At 32.3% G+C, this 23,551-nt stretch carries 22 protein-coding genes; 4 read left to right on the top strand and 18 right to left on the bottom strand.

What is annotated here, in order from left to right; genetic code table 11:
* Positions 1–98: 98 nt before the first annotated feature.
* The 3 genes from NHF47_RS02585 to NHF47_RS02575 form a co-directional block, all read right to left on the bottom strand.
* On the bottom strand, positions 99–1,652 hold the full coding sequence (locus tag NHF47_RS02585) for an aldehyde dehydrogenase family protein (protein WP_252763458.1): 1,554 nt from the start codon (positions 1,650–1,652) through the stop codon (positions 99–101).
* A gap of 202 nt (positions 1,653–1,854) precedes the next feature.
* On the bottom strand, positions 1,855–2,394 hold the full coding sequence (locus NHF47_RS02580) for a 3-hydroxyanthranilate 3,4-dioxygenase (protein ID WP_252763457.1): 540 nt from the start codon (positions 2,392–2,394) through the stop codon (positions 1,855–1,857).
* A gap of 87 nt (positions 2,395–2,481) precedes the next feature.
* Positions 2,482–3,588, bottom strand: coding sequence for an endonuclease/exonuclease/phosphatase family protein (locus NHF47_RS02575; protein ID WP_252763456.1), 1,107 nt, complete (start codon positions 3,586–3,588; stop codon positions 2,482–2,484).
* Positions 3,589–3,727: 139 nt separating this feature from the next.
* On the opposite strand from NHF47_RS02575, the gene NHF47_RS02570 reads away from it, so the two are divergent.
* The 4 genes from NHF47_RS02570 (at position 3,728) to hflX (ending at position 9,884) form a co-directional block, all read left to right on the top strand.
* Positions 3,728–6,499 (top strand): TonB-dependent receptor, encoded by a 2,772-nt coding sequence (locus tag NHF47_RS02570; protein ID WP_252763455.1) that lies wholly within the window; start codon positions 3,728–3,730, stop codon positions 6,497–6,499.
* Between the two features lie 11 nt (positions 6,500–6,510).
* Positions 6,511–7,089 (top strand): choice-of-anchor J domain-containing protein, encoded by a 579-nt coding sequence (locus NHF47_RS02565; protein ID WP_252763454.1) that lies wholly within the window; start codon positions 6,511–6,513, stop codon positions 7,087–7,089.
* 5 nt (positions 7,090–7,094) lie between these two features.
* Entirely contained in the window at positions 7,095–8,423 is a 1,329-nt protein-coding gene (locus tag NHF47_RS02560) for a DUF5689 domain-containing protein (RefSeq protein ID WP_252763453.1), read from the top strand.
* Between the two features lie 222 nt (positions 8,424–8,645).
* Positions 8,646–9,884 (top strand): GTPase HflX, encoded by a 1,239-nt coding sequence (gene hflX, locus NHF47_RS02555; RefSeq protein ID WP_252763452.1) that lies wholly within the window; start codon positions 8,646–8,648, stop codon positions 9,882–9,884.
* A gap of 50 nt (positions 9,885–9,934) precedes the next feature.
* Here the strand turns inward: hflX and NHF47_RS02550 are convergent, their stop codons facing one another.
* From NHF47_RS02550 to sufB, 15 genes are all read right to left on the bottom strand, one after another.
* Complete coding sequence (locus NHF47_RS02550) at positions 9,935–10,879, bottom strand: hypothetical protein (protein ID WP_252763451.1); 945 nt, start codon at positions 10,877–10,879, stop codon at positions 9,935–9,937.
* Between the two features lie 711 nt (positions 10,880–11,590).
* Entirely contained in the window at positions 11,591–12,538 is a 948-nt protein-coding gene (locus tag NHF47_RS02545) for a hypothetical protein (RefSeq protein ID WP_252763450.1), read from the bottom strand.
* A 19-nt stretch (positions 12,539–12,557) separates the two neighbouring features.
* On the bottom strand, positions 12,558–13,469 hold the full coding sequence (locus NHF47_RS02540; protein WP_252763449.1) for a DUF3078 domain-containing protein: 912 nt from the start codon (positions 13,467–13,469) through the stop codon (positions 12,558–12,560).
* Between the two features lie 122 nt (positions 13,470–13,591).
* Positions 13,592–14,098 (bottom strand): DUF2480 family protein, encoded by a 507-nt coding sequence (locus tag NHF47_RS02535; RefSeq protein WP_140998965.1) that lies wholly within the window; start codon positions 14,096–14,098, stop codon positions 13,592–13,594.
* A gap of 9 nt (positions 14,099–14,107) precedes the next feature.
* Complete coding sequence (locus NHF47_RS02530; RefSeq protein ID WP_252763448.1) at positions 14,108–15,943, bottom strand: ABC transporter ATP-binding protein; 1,836 nt, start codon at positions 15,941–15,943, stop codon at positions 14,108–14,110.
* Between the two features lie 69 nt (positions 15,944–16,012).
* Positions 16,013–16,336 (bottom strand): SUF system Fe-S cluster assembly protein, encoded by a 324-nt coding sequence (locus NHF47_RS02525; RefSeq protein WP_130734880.1) that lies wholly within the window; start codon positions 16,334–16,336, stop codon positions 16,013–16,015.
* A gap of 29 nt (positions 16,337–16,365) precedes the next feature.
* Complete coding sequence (locus NHF47_RS02520) at positions 16,366–16,785, bottom strand: SufE family protein (protein ID WP_252763447.1); 420 nt, start codon at positions 16,783–16,785, stop codon at positions 16,366–16,368.
* Between the two features lie 3 nt (positions 16,786–16,788).
* A complete protein-coding gene (locus NHF47_RS02515) occupies positions 16,789–17,292 on the bottom strand; it encodes a hypothetical protein (protein WP_252763446.1) in 504 nt (167 codons plus the stop codon).
* 21 nt (positions 17,293–17,313) lie between these two features.
* Complete coding sequence (locus NHF47_RS02510) at positions 17,314–18,534, bottom strand: aminotransferase class V-fold PLP-dependent enzyme (RefSeq protein ID WP_252763445.1); 1,221 nt, start codon at positions 18,532–18,534, stop codon at positions 17,314–17,316.
* A gap of 144 nt (positions 18,535–18,678) precedes the next feature.
* Complete coding sequence (sufD, locus tag NHF47_RS02505; protein ID WP_252763444.1) at positions 18,679–19,995, bottom strand: Fe-S cluster assembly protein SufD; 1,317 nt, start codon at positions 19,993–19,995, stop codon at positions 18,679–18,681.
* A 50-nt stretch (positions 19,996–20,045) separates the two neighbouring features.
* Complete coding sequence (locus NHF47_RS02500; RefSeq protein WP_252763443.1) at positions 20,046–20,414, bottom strand: four helix bundle protein; 369 nt, start codon at positions 20,412–20,414, stop codon at positions 20,046–20,048.
* 30 nt (positions 20,415–20,444) lie between these two features.
* Positions 20,445–21,194: a Fe-S cluster assembly ATPase SufC gene (gene sufC / locus NHF47_RS02495; protein WP_252763442.1), complete on the bottom strand. Its 750-nt coding sequence runs from the start codon at positions 21,192–21,194 to the stop codon at positions 20,445–20,447.
* Between the two features lie 10 nt (positions 21,195–21,204).
* Positions 21,205–21,690 carry a flavodoxin family protein gene (locus tag NHF47_RS02490; RefSeq protein ID WP_252763441.1) on the bottom strand — a complete coding sequence of 162 codons (486 nt, stop codon included), beginning with the start codon at positions 21,688–21,690 and terminating at the stop codon, positions 21,205–21,207.
* Positions 21,687–22,088 carry a hypothetical protein gene (locus NHF47_RS02485; RefSeq protein WP_252763440.1) on the bottom strand — a complete coding sequence of 134 codons (402 nt, stop codon included), beginning with the start codon at positions 22,086–22,088 and terminating at the stop codon, positions 21,687–21,689. The genes NHF47_RS02490 and NHF47_RS02485 overlap by 4 nt, the downstream gene beginning before the upstream one ends.
* A gap of 10 nt (positions 22,089–22,098) precedes the next feature.
* Positions 22,099–23,547 carry a Fe-S cluster assembly protein SufB gene (sufB, locus tag NHF47_RS02480; protein WP_252763439.1) on the bottom strand — a complete coding sequence of 483 codons (1,449 nt, stop codon included), beginning with the start codon at positions 23,545–23,547 and terminating at the stop codon, positions 22,099–22,101.
* Between the last annotated feature and the right edge of the window lie 4 nt (positions 23,548–23,551).

Here is a 23,551-nt window from a genome sequence, read left to right as displayed (position 1 = left end):
TTGATTTATGGTTTTCTTTCTTGAAACAAAGATAAACTTAAAATTAAAACCCCAGTAACTAATTACTGGGGTTTTGTCATTGTAATTTATTTGTTGAATTATAAATCGAATTTAATTCCTTGAGCTAATGGTAATTGATCGGAATAATTTACAGTGTTCGTTTGTCTTCTCATGTATACTTTCCATGCATCTGAACCTGACTCTCTTCCGCCACCAGTTTCTTTTTCTCCTCCAAAAGCACCACCAATCTCAGCTCCTGAAGTACCTATGTTCACATTTGCAATTCCACAATCTGAACCTGCAAATGACAAGAATTTTTCTGCTTCTTTCATACTATTCGTCATGATGGAAGAAGACAATCCTTGTGCCACACCATTTTGTAAATCGATGGCATTTTCTACGTCGCCACTGTATTTCATTAAGTATAAAACCGGTGCAAAGGTTTCGTGTTGAACAATTTCAAAATGATTTTCTGCTTCAATGATAGCCGGTTTTACATAACAACCACTTTCATAACCCTCACCAGAAAGCACACCGCCTTCAACTAAAACTTTACCACCTTCTGATTTTGCTTTTTCAATCGCAGCTAAATATGTGTTTACCGCATCTTTATCAATTAATGGACCCACATGATTTTTTTCATCTAATGGGTTACCAATTTTAATTTGTTTGTAAGCTCCTACAATGGCATCGCGAACCGTATCGTAAACCGATTCATGAATAATTAAACGTCTGGTTGAGGTACAACGTTGTCCACAAGTACCAACAGCTCCAAAAACAGCTCCAGGCACCACTACTTTTAAATCGGCAGTTGGAGTAATAATAATAGCATTGTTTCCGCCTAATTCTAATAAGGATTTACCAAAACGTTCCGCTACTTTTGCTCCTACAATTCTTCCCATTCTAGTAGAACCCGTTGCAGAAACTAAAGGAATACGAGTATCGGCAGTCATCATTTCACCCACTGTATAATCTCCGTTGATAATACATGAAATACCTTCCGGTAAATTATTTTCTTTTAAGATTCCTGCAATAATATTTTGACAAGCGATAGAACATAAAGGTGCCTTTTCAGAAGCTTTCCAAACACATACATCTCCACAAATCCAAGCTAAGGCCGTGTTCCAAGACCAAACGGCTACTGGAAAATTGAAAGCTGAAATAATACCCACAATTCCAATGGGATGCCATTGTTCACGCATCACGTGACCTGGTCTTTCCGATGGAATTACTTGTCCGTTTAACTGACGTGATAAACCTACTGCAAAGTCACAAATATCAATCATTTCTTGAACTTCTCCATAACCTTCTTGTAACGATTTACCCATTTCATAAGAAACCAATTTTCCAAGAGGTTCTTTTAATTCTCTTAATTTATTTCCAAATTGACGAACAATTTCCCCTCGTTGTGGAGCTGGCATGGCTCTGAAAGTTTTGAATGCTTCAGATGCTTTTTGCATGACACGTTCGTAATCTTCTTTTGTAGTAGTTTGTACTTTTCCAATTAATTGTCCGTCTACAGGTGAGTAACTTTCAATGATAGTTCCATTCGAAAACCATTCACTTCCTGTAGAAGTTCCTAAATTAGTCGCTTTAACGCCTAATATTTCCAATGCTTCTTGCATTCCAAACTGTTGTGCTATTGTTGACATTGTAACTTTTTTACGTGTTTTTGTTAAATTTTTACAAATGTATGAAATTGATTTGAATTTTTAGCCCTGATAGGAAGGATAGCTTTTTGAAGGCTATCTTTTCGGTTTTTTTACCATAAAAAAGCGACCATAGAAGCTCTTTTTAAGGTTTTAAAAACCAAAGCTAGCGAAGAAAGCTATACTGGATAGCAGGAATTAGCTTTTACTCTTCAGTAACAAATCGAGAATCGGTTTCCATAATGGTACCGCATTTAGAACAGGTGCGTAATGCTTCAGAATTGTAAAAATGATTGAAATGTTTTAAAAAATCAACTTCAATATTATTTAATTCAAAATAGACTTCATATAGTTTGTGGTTGCAAGTATCACAAAACCAAAGTAATCCATCTTTTACAGGTAAATGGTTGCGTTTTCTTTCGATAACTAAGCCAATAGATTCAGCTGATCGATTTGGAGAATGTGGCACTTTTGCAGGATGCAAATACATATCACCTGCTTTTAAGGTCATTGCTTTTTTTTGACCTTCGTCTTGTACATAGACCGTTATTTCTCCTTCTAATTGATAAAATAACTCTTCGGTTTCATTATAATGATAGTCTTTTCTTGCATTAGGCCCTGCTACAATCATTACAATATAATCTCCCGAATCCACATATAAATTTTTGTTCCCTACAGGAGGTTTTAGTAACGCTCTATTTTCTTTAATCCACTGATTTAAATTGAATGGTTTTTGTATGCTCATTTGGAATGTTTTATTAACGTAAAGTTACAAAAAAAGAAAAAGGTTAGTCTTTTTTGGACTAACCTTTTCTCAAATATTATAAGTTTTTTAATTCACTTGTTTAATTAAATATACATAAACAGGTAAGTGATCACTAAATCCAGGAACACCATTCGAGTTTCGTTTAGGATAGCCTTTCCATCTTCCTTCATTTTGAATAAGGTACGGTTTTTTAAACACATTGGCTTTCCAATAGGTCCATGTAGAATAATCTCCTTTTACTAAAGGTTCAGAAAGCATAATTTGATCAAAAATATTCCAAGAATCACGATACCCTAAAGTTCCTATACCTTGTTTGTGCATTTTTTCCATGGGGTTATAGATTCCAAAAGGTTTTAATTCTTCTTTAGTTCCTACTGCACCTACTCCTTTTTTAACACTTTTATTGGTTGGGTCATCATTCAAATCACCCATAGTAATTACCTTTGCTTTTGGATTAATTTTATAAAGAGAATCAATGATTTTTCTGTTTAATGCACCTGCGGCTTCTCTATTTGGACTACTTTTTTTCTCTCCCCCAGAACGAGATGGCCAGTGATTCACAATAAAACTAATTTCTTCACCTTCTAAATAGCCCGTAACTAATAATTGGTCACGCGTGTAAATTCGTTGGGTTGACTCATCTATTTGAACCGCATCATCCGTTTCCTCTTCTTTTTCTTTTTCTTCTTTTTTACCGTTACTTTTACCATCTTTATAGATGTATAATGGAATATTGGTATAACTTACAGGTGTAAAATATTTATCTTGATATAAAAGTGCTACATCAATACCTCTTCTATCAGGAGAGTCAAAGTGAATAATTTTATATCCTTTGTTAACCAATGTTGGATGCTTCACTAAATCTTCTAAAACACGTCGGTTTTCAATTTCACACGCACCAATTACTACTGGAGAGTTAGAAGGATTTTCATCTGTACCAAGTTCTATGATTACACGACTTAAATTATCTAACTTTTTTCTATAGTTTTTGTATGTCCAACCTTTGTTCGGCAAATATTCTTCATCTATAGTATTTGGGTCATTAATAGTATCGAAAAGATTTTCAAAATTATAGAATGCTACGGTATGAATTTTAAATTTCTTATCTTGTGAAAAAGCCTTGCTTATTGTGAATAACACAAAAAAAGCGATTAAAAATTGTTTAATTTTCATGAAATGTATGTTATATAATTATCAATTTTATTACAAAATCGGTGCCAAAGGTAAATAATATTATTAAAAGTTATACATTTGCAGGCTGTTAAGTTTAAACCGCTTAAAGTTTAAATTATTATTAATTTTTATTCTTTCTATGAAAAAACTTGTATTAAGCACATTATTAGTGCTACAAGCCGTTTTTGTTTTTGCACAACAAACGAGTACCTTAAAGGGTAAAGTTGTTGATTCAAAATCACAAAAGCCATTACAAAATGTAGTTGCAACAATTCAAAGTACAAATCAATCTGTTGTAACTGATGCTGAAGGTATTTTCACTTTTAAATCTATTCCAGATGGAGAACCTGTTCTTGTGGTTAGTTCAACTGGATATAGAACACAAACGTTTGTTTTAGAAGTTGCTCCTGGGCAAACAGTAGATTTAGGAACTATTGTTTTAGAAGAAGATATTACGACTGAATTACAATTAAGTTTGGTAACCATTACAGAAAATGATTTAGGAGATGACAATACAGGTTCTGAAAGCACCTCAGGATTGTTACAAGCTTCTAGAGATACGTATCAACAAGCAGCTGCTTTTAATTGGGGTCAAGCTCGTTTTAGAATTCGAGGTTTGGATAACCAATATGGAACGACAATGATTAATGGAATTACAATGAATAAGATTTATGATGGAAGACCACAATGGAGCAATTGGGGAGGTTTGAATGATGCTACTCGTAATCAAGAATTTACTATGGGATCATCGCCTTCTGAATATACTTTTGGAGGTATTCTTGGGACGCAAGAAATAGATACTAGAGCTTCTCATTATAGACCAGGAAGTAGAATTACAATGTCTGGAACAAATACCAATTACAGTTGGAGAGCAATGGGAACACATGCTTCAGGTTTAAATGATAAAGGATGGGCATTTGTAGTTTCTGGTTCAAGAAGATGGGCGGAAGAAGGTTACTTCGAAGGAACAGATTACAGTGCAAATTCATTATTTGCAAGTGTTGAGAAAAAATTTAATGACAATCACAGTATCAATTTTACTTCAATTTATGCTGAAAATAGCAGAGGTAAATCGTCTCCAAACACTCAAGAAGTTACCGATTTAATGGGCGTGAAATACAATTCGTATTGGGGATGGCAAGGTGACCAAAAAAGAAACTCAAGAGATAAAGATATTGCAGAGCCAATTAATATGTTATCTCATTATTGGAAAATAAACGAAAATACCACATTGAATACGAATGTGGCTTATCAAACAGGTTCAATAGGAAATACAAGATTAGACTATCAAAATGGAAATAATCCTGATCCTACTTACTATAAAAAATTACCTAGTTATTTCAATAACTTAGGAACGTATTCACAGGCTGAGATTGATGGAATAAGAAATGATTTTGTAAATAATTCGCAAATCAATTGGAATGCAATGTATTTAGCAAACCAAAACTCTGGTTTCCCTGGAAGAAGTATTTATGTGTTGTATGAAGATAGAACAGATGATACTCAATGGAGTGCCAACTCTATTTTAAATGCGAGTTTATCAGATCATATTTCATTGAATGCAGGCGTTAATTTTAAAAGATTAAAATCACATAATTTCCAAAATTTATTAGATTTAATGGGCGGAACGTATTTTGCTGATATTGATCCTTTCTATTCGGGAGATAGAAGTCAGTCAGACTTAAATAATCCAAATAGATACGTTGGCGAAAACGAAACCTATGGGTATAATTACAATCTTTTTGCTACTGTTTTTGACGGGTTTACCCAATTTAAATTCAATTATAATAAATTTGATTTTTATTTAGCGCAATCTTTTTCAAGAACAGAATACCAAAGAGAAGGATTGTACAGAAACGGAATCTATGCTAACAATTCTTATGGAAAGAGCCAAAAGACTACTTATGAAAACTTTGGTTTCAAAGGAGGTTTAACGTATAAAATCAATGGTCGTCATTTATTAGATTTCAATGGAGTATATATGACTAAAGCGCCAATTATGAGAAATGTGTTTTCAAATGCACGTTTAAATAATAACATTACGCCAAACTTAACAGATGAAAATATTGTTGCAGCTGATGCAAGTTATATTATTCGTTCTCCTAAATTAAAAGCTCGTTTAACAGGTTTCTATAATAAAATTTCTAACAGTTCTGAGATTTCTTTTTATTATGCAGAAAGTATCGGAGATGCTGATGGAGATGCAGATTCATTTGTAAGCGAAATCGTTACAGGTCTTGATAAACAAGCTATGGGTGCTGAATTAGGATTGGAATATAAAATTACTTCCACTATAACAGCTAATGCATCTGCTTCATTTGGTCAATATATCTATTCTGATAATGCTAAATTGATTACCAATGATGATGGTAGAGCTGCAGAAGGATTAAACCCAATTCGTAACTTTGGAACGGTATATTTAAAAGATTATCGCCAACCAGGTTTACCAGAACAAGCGTATTCTTTTGGATTAGAATATAGAGATCCCCATTATTGGTGGATTGGAGCAAATATTAACTACTTAACAGGTAGTTATGTTGATGTGTCTAGTATTTTGAGAACAGATAACTTTACAGTTGATCCTAGCACAGGAGATAACTATGATGGTGTTACTGAAACTTCAGTTAGAAATATCTTACAACAAGAAAAATTTGATAATTTCATGTTGTTGAATGTAATTGGTGGTAAATCTTGGAGAATCAGTTCTAAAAACAGAAATACATTTGGATTCTTTGCTTCCATCAATAACGTATTAGATGAGGTTTATAAAACAGGAGGATTTGAACAATCTAGAAAAGCAACATACCCAGATTTAGCTGCAGATAGAGCAAATGGAACTCCTTCTTTTGGTTCAAAATATTTCTACGGTTATGGAAGAACATATTTTGTTAACTTCTACATTAACTTCTAAAAAATTGTATGATGAAAAAAAATATTAAATCTTTGTTATTATGCACAGTTGCCTGTATATCTCTTGTAAGTTGTGTAAAAGATGACGATTATGCTATCCCAACGATATATGAATATTTATATAAAGATGGTTTTGAAACAAGTTGGACAGATTGGACCAAGGTAAGCCTAACAGGAGCTCAAGAATGGCAATTAGATACCCAATATGGAAATCCAGGAAATTGTGCAAAAATGTCTGGTTTTGCTTCTGGAAACAATGTGAATGAAGATTGGTTAATTTCTCCAGTTATTGATTTAAGTTCAGTGAATGCTGCAGTATTAACTTTTCAAACGGCTTCTAAATTTTCAGGAAACCCTTTGGAAGTTAAAATCTCAACTGATTATACTTCTGGAGATCCAACTAGTGCAACTTGGACAGATTTATCAGGTAATTTAGATTTAGATACTTCTAATTATGTTTGGACTAATTCTGGAAATATCGATATTTCTTCATTTACCGGAACAAATGTTCGTTTAGCTTTTAAATATACTTCAACAAGTTCAGCTTCTACAACTTGGGAAATTGACAATATTAAAATTCTTAAAAATTAATGGCTATGAAAAAGACAATATTAATTTTAACAACTGCTCTTTTCGCAACATTAACAAGTTGTGTTACAGGTGACGACTATAATGCACCTGATTTGTCGGGAGAATGCGTTACAAAAACAGCCGATATAGATATAGTACCAGTAGTAAACAATGCTACCACAACACCAACATTATGGGATTTAGCAAACGGAACAATTTTAGAAGCCTATGTTACTTCATCCGATGAAGGAGGAAACTTCTATAAAACAATTTCCATGGTTGCTTATGATGACAATGATAATGAATATGGTTTTACTGTACCTGTAGATGAGTATAATTTATTTAATGTTTATGAACCAGGACGTAAAGTTTATATCGATTTAACTGGTTTATATGTAATGGAAGATGATTACACGGATGATTTACAAATAGGGCAGTTATTCGGAAATGATATAGGCCGTATTGCTTTAGATAAATACAAAACAAAAATTTTTCGCTCTTGTGACAAAATGGACGAGGAGGATTTAGTTAATCATATAGAATTAAGCGAAGCTCGTAATTTAGAAAACCTTCATACTTTAGTTGAATTTGATAATGTTCAATTTGATGATGCCTCGTTAGGAACTACTTTCTTTAATCCTAATAATACTGCTGGATCAGGAACCAATCATACGATTAAAGATAAATTTGGCAACAACATTCTTTTGAGAGTAAGTGAGTTTGCTACTTTCGCAGGCGAAGCAATTCCTAGCGGAAATGGAAAAATTAGAGGTGTTTTGACTAAATTTGGTAGTGATTATCAATTAATGATTAGAACAATTAATGATGTAAAACTTACAAATGAAAGATATGTACCAAATCTATTATTTGAAGAGACATTTGTAAATAATTTCCCAACTTGGACCGCTTACAGCGTAGTAGGTGCTCAAGTTTGGACCAGTACTAACTTTGGAAATCCTACGCCTTCTGCTTATATGAATGGTTTTAGTAGTGGAAGTCAAGCAAATGAAGATTGGTTAATTTCTCCTGCTATTGATTTAACAAGTAATGTTTTTGCTGCGTTAACATTTGAAACCAGTACAAGATTTGCAGGACCAGCTTTACAAGTTTATATTTCAACGAACTATAGTGGTTCTGGTGCTCCTAGTGCTGCCACTTGGACGGAATTAACAGGCTTTAATTTACCGGTATGGACCTCTGGTTCCTACACTTCTTGGAGTGCTGGTGCTTCTGGTGGAATTGACATTTCTAATTATGTTGGAAATTCAAATGTTAGAGTTGCTTTTAAATATACTTCTACCACTGCAGCTGCAGCTGGTTGGGAAGTAGATAATGTTAGAGTAATCGGACAATAAATACAAATAGAATCACAAAAAACGCTCAGAAATTCTGAGCGTTTTTTGTTTTATTCTGAAGTTGGAGTAATCAAGAAGTTTTATATTTAATCCATGTTTCGGTTAATAATCGATTTAAGATAGATGGGTATAGATGAGATACCTATAAAAAAAAGCAAGACATTTATTATTAGGATACATTATACTAAATTATCTTTACCTTTGTTACGTTAATGAAAGACTATGTTAGAAAAAGAAAATCACGTTTTTGAAAAAACAATTGTTGTAGGTATTGTTACCCAAAATCAAGATGAAGAAAAGTTAAGAGAATACCTAGATGAATTAGAGTTTTTAACTTTTACAGCAGGTGGAGAAGTAGTCAAGCGTTTTTGGCAAAAAATGGACAAACCCAATCCTAAAACATTCGTCGGAACAGGTAAATTAGAGGAAATCAAATATTACGTAAAAGATAATGCAATTAGCACAGTCATTTTTGATGATGAATTAACTCCTTCACAGCAAAAGAATATCAATAGAGAGTTAGGTGATGAATGTAAAGTTTTGGATAGGACCAATCTAATCTTAGATATTTTTGCTCAACGTGCACAAACATCCTATGCGAGAACACAAGTGGAATTAGCGCAATATCAATATTTATTACCTAGATTAACAGGAATGTGGACGCACTTAGAACGACAACGAGGCGGTATTGGTATGCGTGGACCTGGTGAAACCGAAATCGAAACGGATAGACGTATTGTTCGCGATAGAATTTCGTTGCTGAAAGAAAAAATAAAAACCATTGATAAACAAATGGCTGTTCAAAGAAGTAATAGGGGAGCAATGGTAAGAGTAGCACTTGTGGGTTATACCAATGTTGGTAAATCCACTTTAATGAATGCTATTGGAAAAAGTGATGTGTTTGTAGAAAACAAACTTTTCGCTACTTTAGACACCACCGTTCGAAAAACAGTGATACGTAATTTGCCTTTTCTTTTAAGCGATACAGTTGGTTTTATTAGAAAATTGCCAACACAACTAGTAGAGTCTTTTAAAAGCACCTTAGATGAGGTGAGAGAGGCCGATTTATTGTTGCATGTGGTAGATATTTCACATCCTGATTTTGAAGATCATATTGCTTCTGTAAATGAAATCTTAAAAGATATTAAAAGCAATGATAAGCCCACCATTATGGTTTTTAATAAAATTGATGCTTTTCAACCGGTTTATTTTGACGAAAATGATTTAAGTGTTGAAAAAACTACAAAACATTTTACACTTGAGGATTGGAAACAAACCTGGATGAACAAAATGGGAGAGAGCAATACGTTATTCATTTCTGCTACCGACAAACTCAATTTTGAAGAATTCAGAGAAAAAGTGTATGAAGCGGTTCGTGAAATACATGTCACTCGCTTCCCTTACAATAAATTCCTTTATCCTGAGTATAAAGAAGCTATTGATAACGAATCGGATTCTTAAACGAAAAACAAAAAACTGGATTTTCCAGTTTTTTGTTTTTATAAACAGTATTAATTTAACTCAAAACTTCTCGAGCATAATAGTTTACCTTTTGCACTAAAAATATTTAAGAAATAAACTCCTTTATCTAAGTTTAAGCCTTCTGTAGAAAACTCTTGTGCTACTTGATTGACTTGTTCGGTATATTCCACTGAAGATTCAAAACTATAAATAAGCTCTTTATCATCGATAAGCAGTTTTTTTGTTTTTCCAACATTTTTATTATTGGTGTCAAAAAGCTGAATGTAAAAATTAGCTGTCTTTTTTTTGTTGCTTTTATCTACATACAAAGTAAAATGGAGTACTAAATGATTTACTTTAGAAGCTGTTGAGGTTTCCTTTTTAGTACCAGAATCTCTTTTGTGATAGGTTTGTATGCTAGAATTTAATAAACGTATATTTTCTTCATTATTTCGAATAATGTCTTTAACTGGTGAATCAGAATTTACAACTGTTGTTAATTTGGAGGGAGTTGAGGAAGTTACTTGTGGATTTTCATCATTTACAACAGTAGCTTTTTCTGAAACAGTTTCTTTAGTTTCACTTGATAGGGTTGTAGCCATTTGATACTGTTTTTTAGCATAGGCCAATTCACTTCTTAATGTCATTAATTTGGAAACATCTTCTTCTAGCGAATCGATTTTTTGAATCAAGGCTTCTATTTGTTGGTATTTCACATCCAATTCAAGCTGAAGGGAATCATTTTCAGCTTTTAGCAATTGTACTTTTTCTAATTGTAGTTTTAGTTCGTGCATTAAAAACTCCTTTTCATTAATCAGTTTATCAATTTCTAAATAGGATTTTTCTAAATCAGATTGTAATTCGGAAGCTTTAGGGAAAAATAATTTTTTACCAAAATCAGTATTAGGGATTAAAAAACTTACTGCAAGAACAATCAGGGTTAGAGACGACAATACTAATGACGACAAAGCCATTTTATATTTTTTTCGAATCATAATGGTTAATAGTTTTGGGTTAGCGGTAATTTAAATTTTAATCAAATACATTTCAGGTTACGATTATTAGCGATTGAATTTCATAGAAAGGTATTTGAGAATGGTCATCATATAAACAAAGGACGATTATTTTTGTAAGCCAATTGTTTACAGTAGTTGTTCAATTCTTACTCATAGTAAATCCATGATTATTAAACGGAGTACTTCATACTTTAAATTAGAAAAGAAGATGAAGTATCTAAATTTCAAATTCAAAGTGAAACCGAAAGAATGGTTGCTAAGGCAAATTAAAATTTTGAGAGCTGGAACAAATTCATTTTAAATTAGTACTTTTTTCTATATCAACCTAAACCAGCAGTATAATGGATGATAATGAAAAACATTAATCTTCGTTTAGATAGTTTTGAAGTTGTCCTGTTTTGAAATTTACTTTCTAATAAGAAAGATAAATACAAAGTTAGTTTTAGTTGTAAAGAGATTTTTTAAAGTATTAAATGATTTAGAAAACAGTTAACTTTTGCTTATTGAAGCATTTAATACACGAACTAAAGTACATAAAATTTTTAAATAACAATAAAAAAAACACAAAAAATTACAGTTTTTTGTGTTTTTTTGTCAAAAACAATGCTTTTGTTTAATTAAAAAAGTACTTTTTTAAACAAAAAACCGAATAATATTTATTTTTTTAACTAAACAAAATATAATTTTGTATTAATCCAATTTAAAGCTTCTAGAAGAAAGTAACTTTCCTGCTTCGCTAAAAATATTAAGAAAATAGACTCCTTTATCTAATTCTAGTCCTTCTGTAGAAAATTCTTCGTGAATTCGATTAACTTCCTCTTCATAGGTTACTGTTGAAATAAAACTATAAACCAATTCATTAGAGCCAACAAAAACACTTTTAGTCTTTCCCACATTTTTATTATTGGTGTCAAATATTTGAATATAGAAAGTATTGGATCTGCTAAGCTTATTTTTGTCTAAATAAATCGTATATTCTAAGACTAAACGATTTACTTTATCAACTTGAGTGGCTAATTTTTTTTCTCCAGAATTCTTTATATGATACGTTTGAACGGAAGAATTTAATAAACGCAATTCATCATAATCGTCTCTAATGATAGTACTAACAGGAGAGTTGTTTTTTTGATTTTCAGAAGGTAAAAAGCTAGCTTCTGCTACACTTGTTTTAGTTTCGTTATTTGAAACATTATCCAATGAGATTTTGTTGGGAGCTTTTTCATTTTTGACCCTTGTTACTTGGGTTTCATATTGGGTTTTCGCTTTAGCTAATTCGTCTTTTAAAGACATTAATTTTGAAACATCTTTTTCTAAGGAATCTATTTTCTGAATTAAGTCATTCATTTGTTGGTCTCTCAATTCCAATTCCGATTGAAGGTTTTCATTTTCTATTTCTAATGCTTTGTATTTTTCCAATTGGTCTTCCAATTGTAACATTAAAAGTTTTTTTTCACCTATTAATTTTTCTATTTCAAGATACGATTTTTCTAAATCGGATTGAAGCGTTTTATTAGTGAAAAAATTTACGTTTTTGCCTAAACTTGTATTGGCCAATAAAACGGTAGATGCCAAAATTAAAAGTGTTAGTATAGATAAGGCAAATGACCAAGAGGCCATTTTAAAGTTTTTCTTTACCATTTGATTGCTCTTTTAGCGCTTAAAAGCCATAATTAAAACCTAAACCAAACACTTCTCTAATTTGAAATGCACCAATAGCATTGTCATCATAAATGGCTTGAAAAGCGACATTAGTAGAAATGTATTTATTAATCTTCATAACCAAATTCATTTGGTAATCCATGTCTACGTTTTGAGGTTTTTCCAAATAGTTAGAGTATAAATTCAAAATATTTTCCATGGAAACATTTTCCATTATGTTGAATTTATAATACCCGTTTAAAGCTGCTCCAAATTCGAATCGAGAAGATTTTCCTTGTTCTACACCAAATGCAGAACCAAATTCTGTAAAATGCTTGTGTACAAAAATAACACGAGAAGTAGCTGGTGCAATATTCACTTTAAGATTATCACTTTTTTTCCACAACATACCAGGTCCAGCTTGTAAATAAGCAGGAGAGAAGAAATGCGAATTTTTAACTAATATTTCATCACTAGTAACAGGGTCTGTAACTTTAACGAAACCAGCATCCATTTGGGTTTTAAAATTTAAAAATCCAGAATAAAACCAATACCCCTTTGCCTTTTTTCCTAACAACGAAGTAAATTCTAAACGATCATCTGATTTTGTCATTTCTTGCCCTTTCTGTTTGGTAAGACCATAAGCAGCAATAAACTTATTGTCCCAAATCATATCTGGAGTTTTGTAATTAAAATCATAGTTCAATCCTGCATTTCCAGCAATATTAGAAGTTCCTCCACCTAACCATTCATTGTTAAAGGCAGATTGATTTAAAAGCAGCACGAAGTTTCCAGCTCTTTTCCATCCCATATTGGTCGTGTCTTTAGCTTTGGTCTCAGCCGCTGAAGTGGTGTTGATTAATTCTCCCTCTGTTTTTTGGGAAAAAACACTCAACGTAGTTAATGTTAGTACTAAAAAAAATTTTCTCATTTTGATGTTTGTTTGTTTTGATTTGTATGGCAAATTTAACCCAATTAAGCAAGTAAGGTATAAAAACTTACAAATAATAGCTGAAAATTTCGTTTAAGTGAAAATTTTTTAGACGTATTACTTTATTTTGACTTGTACAAAGGCACAGCGGAACAGGCTTCACCAAATAGGACACTTTTAGCTACGGGCATTAGTTTTTGTATGGCTAACGTATAAACAGATTGAGGAACCGCTTTTTTAGAACACCCTTTTAAAATAACAGGCTTATCTTTATAAATAGAATAATCTACTGTTTCTAAAACGCGTTGATAGTGAAGTAAAATATATTCCTGACTGTTTCCATGTACCACTTGTTTCGCAAAAGGCTGTAAATAGGTTGTAATTAAAATATAGGCCCAAGCCGGTAAAATAGCATCTGTGCTACAAAATAAAATAACTCCTTTATCTTTGTAGGTGGACCAATCTTCTTTATTCAAGTTATCACGGAATTCTTTTTCTTTTAAAATAAACCCTTCAAATAACCATTTGGAAATATCAAGGATTACGATTTCTTCTTTTGGAAAATAATCCTCAAGATCAAACACTTCCAATTTACTGTTGGCAACTTTATTTACGATTTCTTTTTCCATAATTTCTTTTTATTGATATCCTTCTGCCTGTAATAAGAACAATTCAGCGTATAATTGTTGGTTTTGCATTAATTCTTCATGTGTTCCCGCTTCTAAAATACTTCCTTCGTCTAGCACAATAATTCGATCGGCTTGTCTTACGGTGCTAAATCGATGCGAGATAATAATACTCGTTTTATTTTTAATCAGATGAATCAAACGTTCAAATACTTCGCTTTCTGCTTTAGCATCTAAAGCCGAAGTAGGTTCGTCTAAAATGATAACTTCTGCATTTTTCATATAGGCTCTTGCTAAGGCAATTTTCTGCCATTGACCACCCGATAATTCCTGACCTTTCACAAAACGTTTCCCCAATTGTTGTTCGTAACCATTTTCTAATTCCGAAACAACCTCTTCTGCTAAACTTAGTTTAGCTGCTTTTTCAATTTGAGTAAAGTTTTCAATTTCATCGATTTTACCAATGGCTATATTTTCTTTAACAGTAAATTCATATCGGAAAAAATCTTGAAAAAGTACCCCAAAAAAAGCTTGATATTCTTTTTTATTGTAACGATTAATGTTTACTCCATCTAGCAGTATTTCTCCTTGCGTAGGTTCGTAAAAACGTAAAATTAATTTAGTCAAGGTCGTTTTCCCAGCACCATTCTGACCTACAAAAGCTACTTTTTCACCCGCTTTAATAGTAAAATTTACATTTTTTAAAATCTGATGTTCCGATTCGGGATAGGCAAAATAAACGTTTTTAAATTCAAAACCTTGCTTTATTTCTTTTGGCAAAGGAATGTCTTCTTTGGTTTTAGGCTCCGAAGAAATATCGATAAAATCAAAGTAATCTTTTAGATATAAAGCGCTTTCAGAAATTCTTGTAAAACGAGAAAAGAAATCTTGTAAACTTTTCATCAACCGATTAAAACTTCCCGATAAAAAGGTAAGTTCTCCTAAAGTAATTACACCCGATAAAACTCTGTAAATGATAAATACATATGCTGCATAATAACTAATAGAACCTAATACATTGAACAAAAACCCATAACTCGAGCGTTTAATGACTAATTTTTTATTGAGGTGAAAATATTTTACCGCTAAGTTCTTAAATCGGTTTACCACAAATTGGGTTAACCCAAAAAGTTTAATTTCTTTGGCTGTCTTATCATTGGCTCCAATATATCTTAAATAATCCAATTCTCTTCGTTCTGAAGTCCAACTTCTAGCCAACGAATATTGTTGTTGACTAAAGCGTATTTCGTTTAAAAACGAAGGAATAATGCTTAAAACTAATAAGATAATCAGATAGGGTTCAAAATAGATTAAACCGGCGATTAAAGTAGCAATAGAAATGGTGGTTTGTGCCTGTCCTAAAACATTCGACATTAAATCAACGCGACCCATGGTTTGGGTTCGGGCCCTTTCTAATTTGTCATAAAACTCCGAATCTTCAAGTAAACTAATGTCTATTTCATTAGTCTTCTGGATAATTTGTACTGAGGTTTGAATATTATATTGGTCACCCAAAATACCATCGGTTAAGGCAATGGCTCTACTTACCAAGTCGGATAGTATCACGAGTGCAAACTCAATAACCACATATTTCCAAAGGGTAGTATAATCGGTTATTTTATGGGAAGTGATGTTGATAATTTCGTCAATGATAATTTTACCAATCCACAAAATAATTACGGGAAGTAAAGCAGCTACGATGCGGCAAAATGCAGATACTAGAAAGAGTTTTTTATTGGTTTTCCAAATTTCCTTGAAAAAACGCGGTATATAAGAAAGGGAATGAAAAGAAGCTTTCAAACCCATCTTTTTCTTGTCATTTAAGGATTTTGGTTGGAAACGTGCCATTTTTTTCTAGTTCACAAGTTCATGTTGCGTTATTTTTTGTAAGCGAATAACGGAACACTATGTGTTGAATTAAAGCATTCCTAATTCTAGTTTTGCTTCTTCACTCATTAGATCTTTACTCCATGGTGGGTCAAACGTAATTTCAACCTCAGCAGATTGAACTGCATCAATTGATTTTATTTTTTCTTCCACTTCCATGGGCAATGTTTCCGCTACAGGACAGTTGGGTGAGGTTAATGTCATTAAGATTTTTACATCATTCGCTTCATTAATCATCACATCATAAATTAATCCTAACTCGTAAATATCAACTGGAATTTCTGGGTCATAAATGGTTTTTAAAACCTTTACCACACTTTCACCTAAGTTGATTTCATCTTTATATTCTTCCATTTTTAATAATAGTTTTATTCGTTTACCAATTAACTTTTTGCATTAAAAGCCAAGGCATACATTTTTATTTGTTTTATCATCGAAACCAATCCATTGGCTCTAGTAGGAGACAAGTGCTCTTTTAAACCAATTTCATCAATAAAATTGGTATTAGCATCCAGAATAGCTTCTGGTGTTTGATTCGAAAAAGCACGGATTAAAATAGCGATGATTCCTTTTGTTAAAATAGCATCACTATCGGCAGTAAATACAATGGTTCCATTTTGTTCTTCTGCATGAACCCAAACTTTAGATTGGCAGCCTTTAATAATATTATCTTCCGTTTTGTATTTTTCATCAATTAATGGTAAGGTCTTTCCTAGTTCAATGATATATTCATATCGCTGCATCCAATCATCAAACATTGAAAATTCGTCTACAATTTCTTCCTGTATGGCTTGTATGGTCATTTTTTAATTTGTTTTATCCGCTATTTCTAAAATAGTGTTTATTAAATCTTCGATTTCTTTTGGAGGTGTACCACCATCAAAATCTGTAGAACGGTAAATATGGTCATCCATTCTAACTTCTAAATTGGTTATTGGAGCACCGTCATAAAAACGTTTTTCAGTAGGCGCTTTAATATTTGGTAACTCTTTTACATCGATACCTTTATACGCTTTTTCAATAGTAGCTAGTTCCTCTTCCGTTAATACCTTTGTTTTAGCCAGTTCCTCTCTTGCGTTTTGAACTATAACATTGTTATTTTCAATAGTTATTTTTTTATAATAACCCCTTGAAGTCGATTCATAAACCAAAACAGGGAAGTTCTGTGCTGTTTTACCTTCTTTAGTTTCTGAAATCATAGTTTCTGTTTTTTCAGTAGAAGTGGCCATTGCCGTTTCCGTTGCTTTTTTTTGACAATTACAACTACTCATAGTTATAATTAGGGTAGATAAAATAGTAAGTGCTTTCATAAATGTAATTTTTCGTTTGTTTTAGGATAACATTGTTTTAGCTTTTTTAACGGCTTCCACAAAGATATCAATTTCTTCTTTGGTATTGTAAAATGCAAAACTTGCTCTTATAGTACCTGGAATTTTAAAGAAATCCATGATGGGTTGTGCGCAGTGGTGTCCTGTACGCACCGCTATACCTAATTTATCTATAATCGTGCCAATATCATAAGGATGAATGTCTTCAATATTAAATGAAATAACTGATGCTTTTTTGGTTAAATCAGAAGGGCCATAAATGGTAACACCTTCAATCTCTTGTAGCTTTTGTGTTCCATACTCTAATAATTCTTGTTCTTGTTTTGCTATGGCATCAAACCCAATATGATTCATATAATCTACTGCCGCTCCAAAAGCAATGCCACCACAAATATTAGGCGTTCCTGCTTCAAATTTATGCGGTAAATCTGCATAGGTTGTTTTTTCAAAACTAACGGTTGCAATCATTTCTCCTCCACCTTTATACGGAGGTAATTTACGCAACCATTCTTCTTTACCATACAGCATACCTACTCCAGTTGGTCCGCACATCTTATGCGCAGATGCAACATAAAAATCAACATCCAAAGCTTGAACATCAGGCTTCAAATGTGGGCAAGCTTGTGCACCGTCAATTAAAACCGCAGCACCTACTTCGTGGGCTTTTTTTATTATAGATTCAATTGGATTAATAGTTCCTAAAGCATTCGAAATATGGTTACAGAAAACCAACTTTGTTTTATTGGAAAGTAAAGCATCGTAAGCTTCCATAAGTAACTCGCCTTCCATACTCATGGGAATAACTTTTAAGACAGCACCTGTGTGTTCGCAAAGCATCTGCCAAGGCACAATATTACTGTGGTGTTCTAAAGCAGAAACAATGATTTCATCACCTTTTTGTAAAATTGACGCAAAACCATTGGCCACTAAATTGATACTTTCCGTGGTTCCTGAAGTAAGGATAATTTCATAGCTGTGTTTGGCATTAAAATGATATTGAATTTTTGTTCTTGCTATTTCATAAGCATCTGTAGCCAACTGACTCAAAGTATGTACCCCACGATGAATGTTAGCATTATATCTAGAATAATAATCTACAATCGTATCAATTACTTGTTGAGGCGTTTGTGAGGTTGCTCCATTATCGAAATATACTAAAGGTTTTCCGTTTACTTCTTGTTTTAGAATGGGAAAATCGGCTCTTACTTTTTGAACATCAAACATCTTATATCTATTTGGTTACAAATTTACAACTTGATTATTTAAAATCGGAATAAATAAAGGTTAAAAATTTGCAATTGGTCATAATGAAATAAAAAAAGTGCTTCTAAAATTAGAAACACTTTATATGCATTTAAAAAATGAATTCTACAAATCAAATCCCATTTTTACGCCTAATTTGGTGGCTATAATTTTTGTAATACGCTGCTTTAATTCAGGTATTTTAATACTTTCAATTACTTCATTTGAGAAAGCATACATTAATAATGCACGTGCTTCTTTTTTCGGAATACCACGTTGTTGCATGTAAAACATGGCACTTTCATCTAACTGACCAATCGTACATCCGTGAGAACATTTTACATCATCAGCAAAAATTTCTAATTGCGGTTTCGCATTGATGGTTGCTTTTTCACTAATTAGGATGTTATTGTTTTGCTGAAAAGCATCGGTTTTTTGAGCTTCTTTTTCTACATATATTTTTCCATTGAAAACACCAGTTGCACTGTCTCCAAAGATACCTTTGTAATTTTGATGACTTTCACAATTGGGTTGGGCGTGGTGAACCAAAGTAAAATGATCCACATGTTGTTTGTCGCCAATAATCGTAATTCCTTTTAAAGTAGAATCAATACGTTCACCTTGATGATAGAAATTCAAGTTATTACGTGTCATATTACCTCCAAAAGAGAACGTATGAACTGCCACTCTGCTTTCTTGTTTTTGAGCAATATACGTGTTATCTATTAAATTCGCCGTTTGTACATCATTTTGAATTTTGTAATAATCTACATTGGCTCTTTTTTGTGCAAAAATTTCGGTTACACTATTGGTTAGTACTGGATTGCTATTCAAACTTTGATGACGCTCAATAATTTGTACGTGTGCATTTTCACCTACAATTATTAAGTTTCTTGGTTGTACCATTAAAGCAGCCTCAGTTCCTGTAGAAAAGTTAATAATTTCAATTGGTTTATCAGCTACTTTACTTTTGGGAATATTGATAAAAGCACCTTCTTGAGCAAAAGCAGTATTTAGTGAAGTTAAACTTTCGTCTTTTTGAGCCACTTGATTGAAATAGGTTTCTAAAACAGGCTTGTATTTTGGCTTTGTTAATACCGATGACAACAAACATACATCAATTCCTTCATGTGTAGTTGACGATAAAAAAGAACTGAATTTCCCGTCGATAAAAACTAATTTATAAGTATCTACTTCATGCAGGAAATATTTTTTAACTGCAGGAAATTCAATTGCATTATCATGTTTTGGGAAAACCGAAAAATCATGTTTTAATAGTGCATTCAATGAGGTATATTTCCAAGCTTCTTCTTTTTTAGTTGGAAAACCTTTGGTTTCAAAATTTTTTATAGCTTGATTTCGTACATCATGCAAATGAGAGTCCATATCAAACTTTTCTTCAAAAGCGATGTATGACGAAAGTAATTTATCTTTTAAATCCATTTTTGTTAGTCTTAAAGTCGAAAGTCTTAAAGTTGAAAGTGATTTTTACTTTAAGGCTTAGGACTTAAATATTTTATAAATCCACTTAATAATTTCGAAATTTCAGTAACTAATTCTATTAATTCTTGAAATTCACTTATTGTAATATATTCTAAATCTAAAGCTAAGTATAATTGAGATCTTACTTCTGCTGCCGATGCTTTGGCAACATACAAGAAATATATAAATTCTTTATCTGTATTTCTTTCAAAACCTTCAGCAATATTTGATGAAATTGAAATAGATGCTCTTTTAATTTGTCTATTTAGTTCAACGTCTTTGTTGAATTTTGGGCTTTCTGTAATTTCATAAATTCTTTTGTTAAATATTCTTGCTTTTTGCCAAGAATTGATTTCTTCAAAGGACTTGAATCTTCCCATCTTTTAACTTTAAGACATTAAGACTTTCGACTATACTAACTCTGCTTTAATCCAATCGTATCCTTTTTCTTCTAATTCTAGAGCCAAGGATGCATCTCCAGACTTTACAATTTTGCCGTCCATTAGTACGTGGACAAAATCGGGAACGATATAATCTAATAAACGTTGGTAATGTGTAATCACAACAACGGCATTGTCTTGACTTTTTAATTTATTGACACCATTCGCTACAATTCGTAAGGCATCAATATCCAAGCCTGAATCAGTTTCATCTAGAATGGCTAATTTTGGCTCTAACATTGCCATTTGAAAAATTTCATTACGTTTTTTTTCACCTCCTGAGAAACCTTCGTTAAGCGAGCGAGAAAGGAATTTTTTATCCATTTCTAATAATTCCGATTTTTCACGAATTTTTTTCAGCATTTCATTCGCTGGCATGTCTTCTAATCCTTTTGCTTTACGGCTTTCGTTGATGGCAGTTTTAATGAAATTGGTTACTGAAACACCAGGAATTTCTACAGGATATTGAAAAGAAAGAAAAACTCCTTTGTGCGCTCTTTCTTCTGGAGCTAATTCAGAAATTTCTTCTCCATCTAAAAAGATTTCTCCTTCATTCACTTCATAATTTTCGTTTCCTGCGATTATAGAAGATAGTGTCGATTTTCCGGCACCATTTGGTCCCATAATGGCATGAACTTCTCCTGCTTTAACCTCTAAGTTAATTCCTTTTAGTATTTCTTTGTCTTCAACGGAAGCGTGTAAATTTTTAATACTTAACATGGTCTCTATTTTATATAAATGCTAATTCTAAATTTTGTCTTTCTTCAGGCTTATCAGCATTAAAATGCTTGTGTCCTAAATAATTCATTCCTAAATAAGCGGCCGATTTTTGAAAGGGAAGGTAAAAATCATCTTCAATACTACTGTCGTGCGAATTGGAGATTACAGCCATGTTTTTACCTCTTAATTTTCTTCCTGTTTCTTTTTCTATACGAATCAAATCAGAAAAACGATCGAAAAACACTTTCATAATGCCACTCATGGTATACCAATATACAGGTGTAGCAAAAATTAAAGTATCGTATTTTTCGATAATTCCTTTTATCAATTCAAAAAAATCATCTGTTCTATTTTTACTCTCATAATCATAGTATGAGAAATCATAGTCACTTAAGTTGATTACATCTATCAAAAGTTGATTGTGTATTTCAGACACAATATTGGTTGTGTTTCCGTTTTTTCTAGATGAACCTACTATAATTACTGCTTTGCTCATAAAGTTGCATTCGTTTTGTGCTCCTCCAACTCTTCTTTTTTATTGGGTAAAATTTCTAGAAAATAATAAATGATTTCAGAAATAATTCCTGTAAAAACAAAAAGTAAAATCCAAATTAAAACTTTATTATTGGTGTCATTTCTATTGCTTTTTGTTAAGTGAAGGATATCAAAAATTTTAATTCCAATAGCTATTAGAGCTGTGAAAATGAGAACAATAAATAGCCCAATAAAACCTTTAAAAAACGCAATTGGTGGATGACTCTCTAAACTTTCAGGTTCTAATTCTGCTACATTTAAGAATAAAGAAAAAAATAAGATAAAATAGGTAACCATTCCAATAATGGGTAGGAAATGGAGAATGCCAACGAGTATTTTTTGATTTTTTGTTAAATGCATTGCTTGTGATTTATCCGACAGAACCTTCTAAAGAAATTTCTAATAATTTTTGAGCTTCAACAGCAAATTCCATGGGTAATTTATTTAAAACTTCTTTACTAAAACCGTTAACAATAAGTGCAATTGCTTTTTCGGTTGGAATCCCTCTTTGATTACAATAAAACACTTGATCTTCCCCAATTTTTGAGGTTGTTGCTTCGTGTTCAATTTTAGCGGTAGTATTTTTACTTTCAATGTATGGGAAGGTATGTGCGCCACATTCATTGCCCATTAATAAACTATCACATTGTGAAAAATTTCTAGCATTTGCCGCTCTTGAACTAATTTGAACCAAACCTCGGTAACTGTTTTGTGATTTTCCAGCAGAAATACCTTTTGAAATAATAGTTGATTTAGTATTTTTTCCTAGATGTATCATTTTAGTACCTGTATCTGCTTGTTGGAAATTATTGGTAACGGCTATGGAATAAAACTCACCAATTGAATTGTCTCCTTTTAAAATACAAGAAGGATATTTCCATGTAACTGCAGAGCCTGTTTCTACTTGAGTCCAAGATATTTTTGCTTTTTTCTCACACAAACCTCTCTTAGTAACAAAATTATAAACACCACCTTTACCTTCTTTGTTTCCAGGAAACCAGTTTTGAACGGTTGAATACTTAATTTCAGCATCATCTAAAGCAATTAATTCTACCACAGCAGCATGCAATTGATTTTCATCACGACTAGGTGCAGTACAGCCTTCTAAGTAAGATACATAACTACCTTCATCTGCTATAACTAAAGTTCTTTCAAATTGTCCCGTTCCTCCTTGATTAATTCTAAAATAGGTAGAAAGTTCCATCGGACAGCGTACCCCTTTTGGGATATAACAAAAACTTCCATCCGAAAAAACGGCAGAGTTTAAAGCTGCGTAAAAGTTGTCTTTTTGAGGAACAACTGTTCCTATATGTTTTTTTACTAATTCAGGATGTTCTTGAATCGCTTCGGAAATAGAACAAAAAATAATTCCTTTTTCAGCTAGTGTTTTCTTAAATGTAGTTGCTACAGAAACAGAATCCATAACGATATCCACAGCCACACCTGCTAATTTTTTTTGTTCATCTATAGAGATACCTAGCTTTTTAAATGTCTCTAGTAATTCAGGATCAACCTCATCTAAGCTTTCGTATTTATCTTTCTTTTTTGGTGCGGAATAATAAGAAATCGCTTGAAAATCGGGTTTTGCGTAATGCACATTTGCCCATTCAGGCTCTATCATTTCTTCCCAAGCTCGAAAAGCATCTAATCTCCAATTGGTCATCCATTCTGGTTCGTTTTTCTTCTTAGAAATGGCACGAACAATTTCTTCATTTAATCCAATAGGGAAAGTTTCAGATTCTATATCTGTATAAAATCCGTATTCGTATTCTTTGTTTTGTAATTCGACTTTTAAGTCGTCTTCAGTGTATTTACTCATATTT

Origin of the sequence: Flavobacterium sp. NRK F7 (genome assembly GCF_024054195.1) — a bacterium.
Classification (GTDB): domain Bacteria; phylum Bacteroidota; class Bacteroidia; order Flavobacteriales; family Flavobacteriaceae; genus Flavobacterium.
Note: the sequence above shows the minus strand (reverse complement) of the source record. Positions and strands in the feature narration are given on the sequence as shown.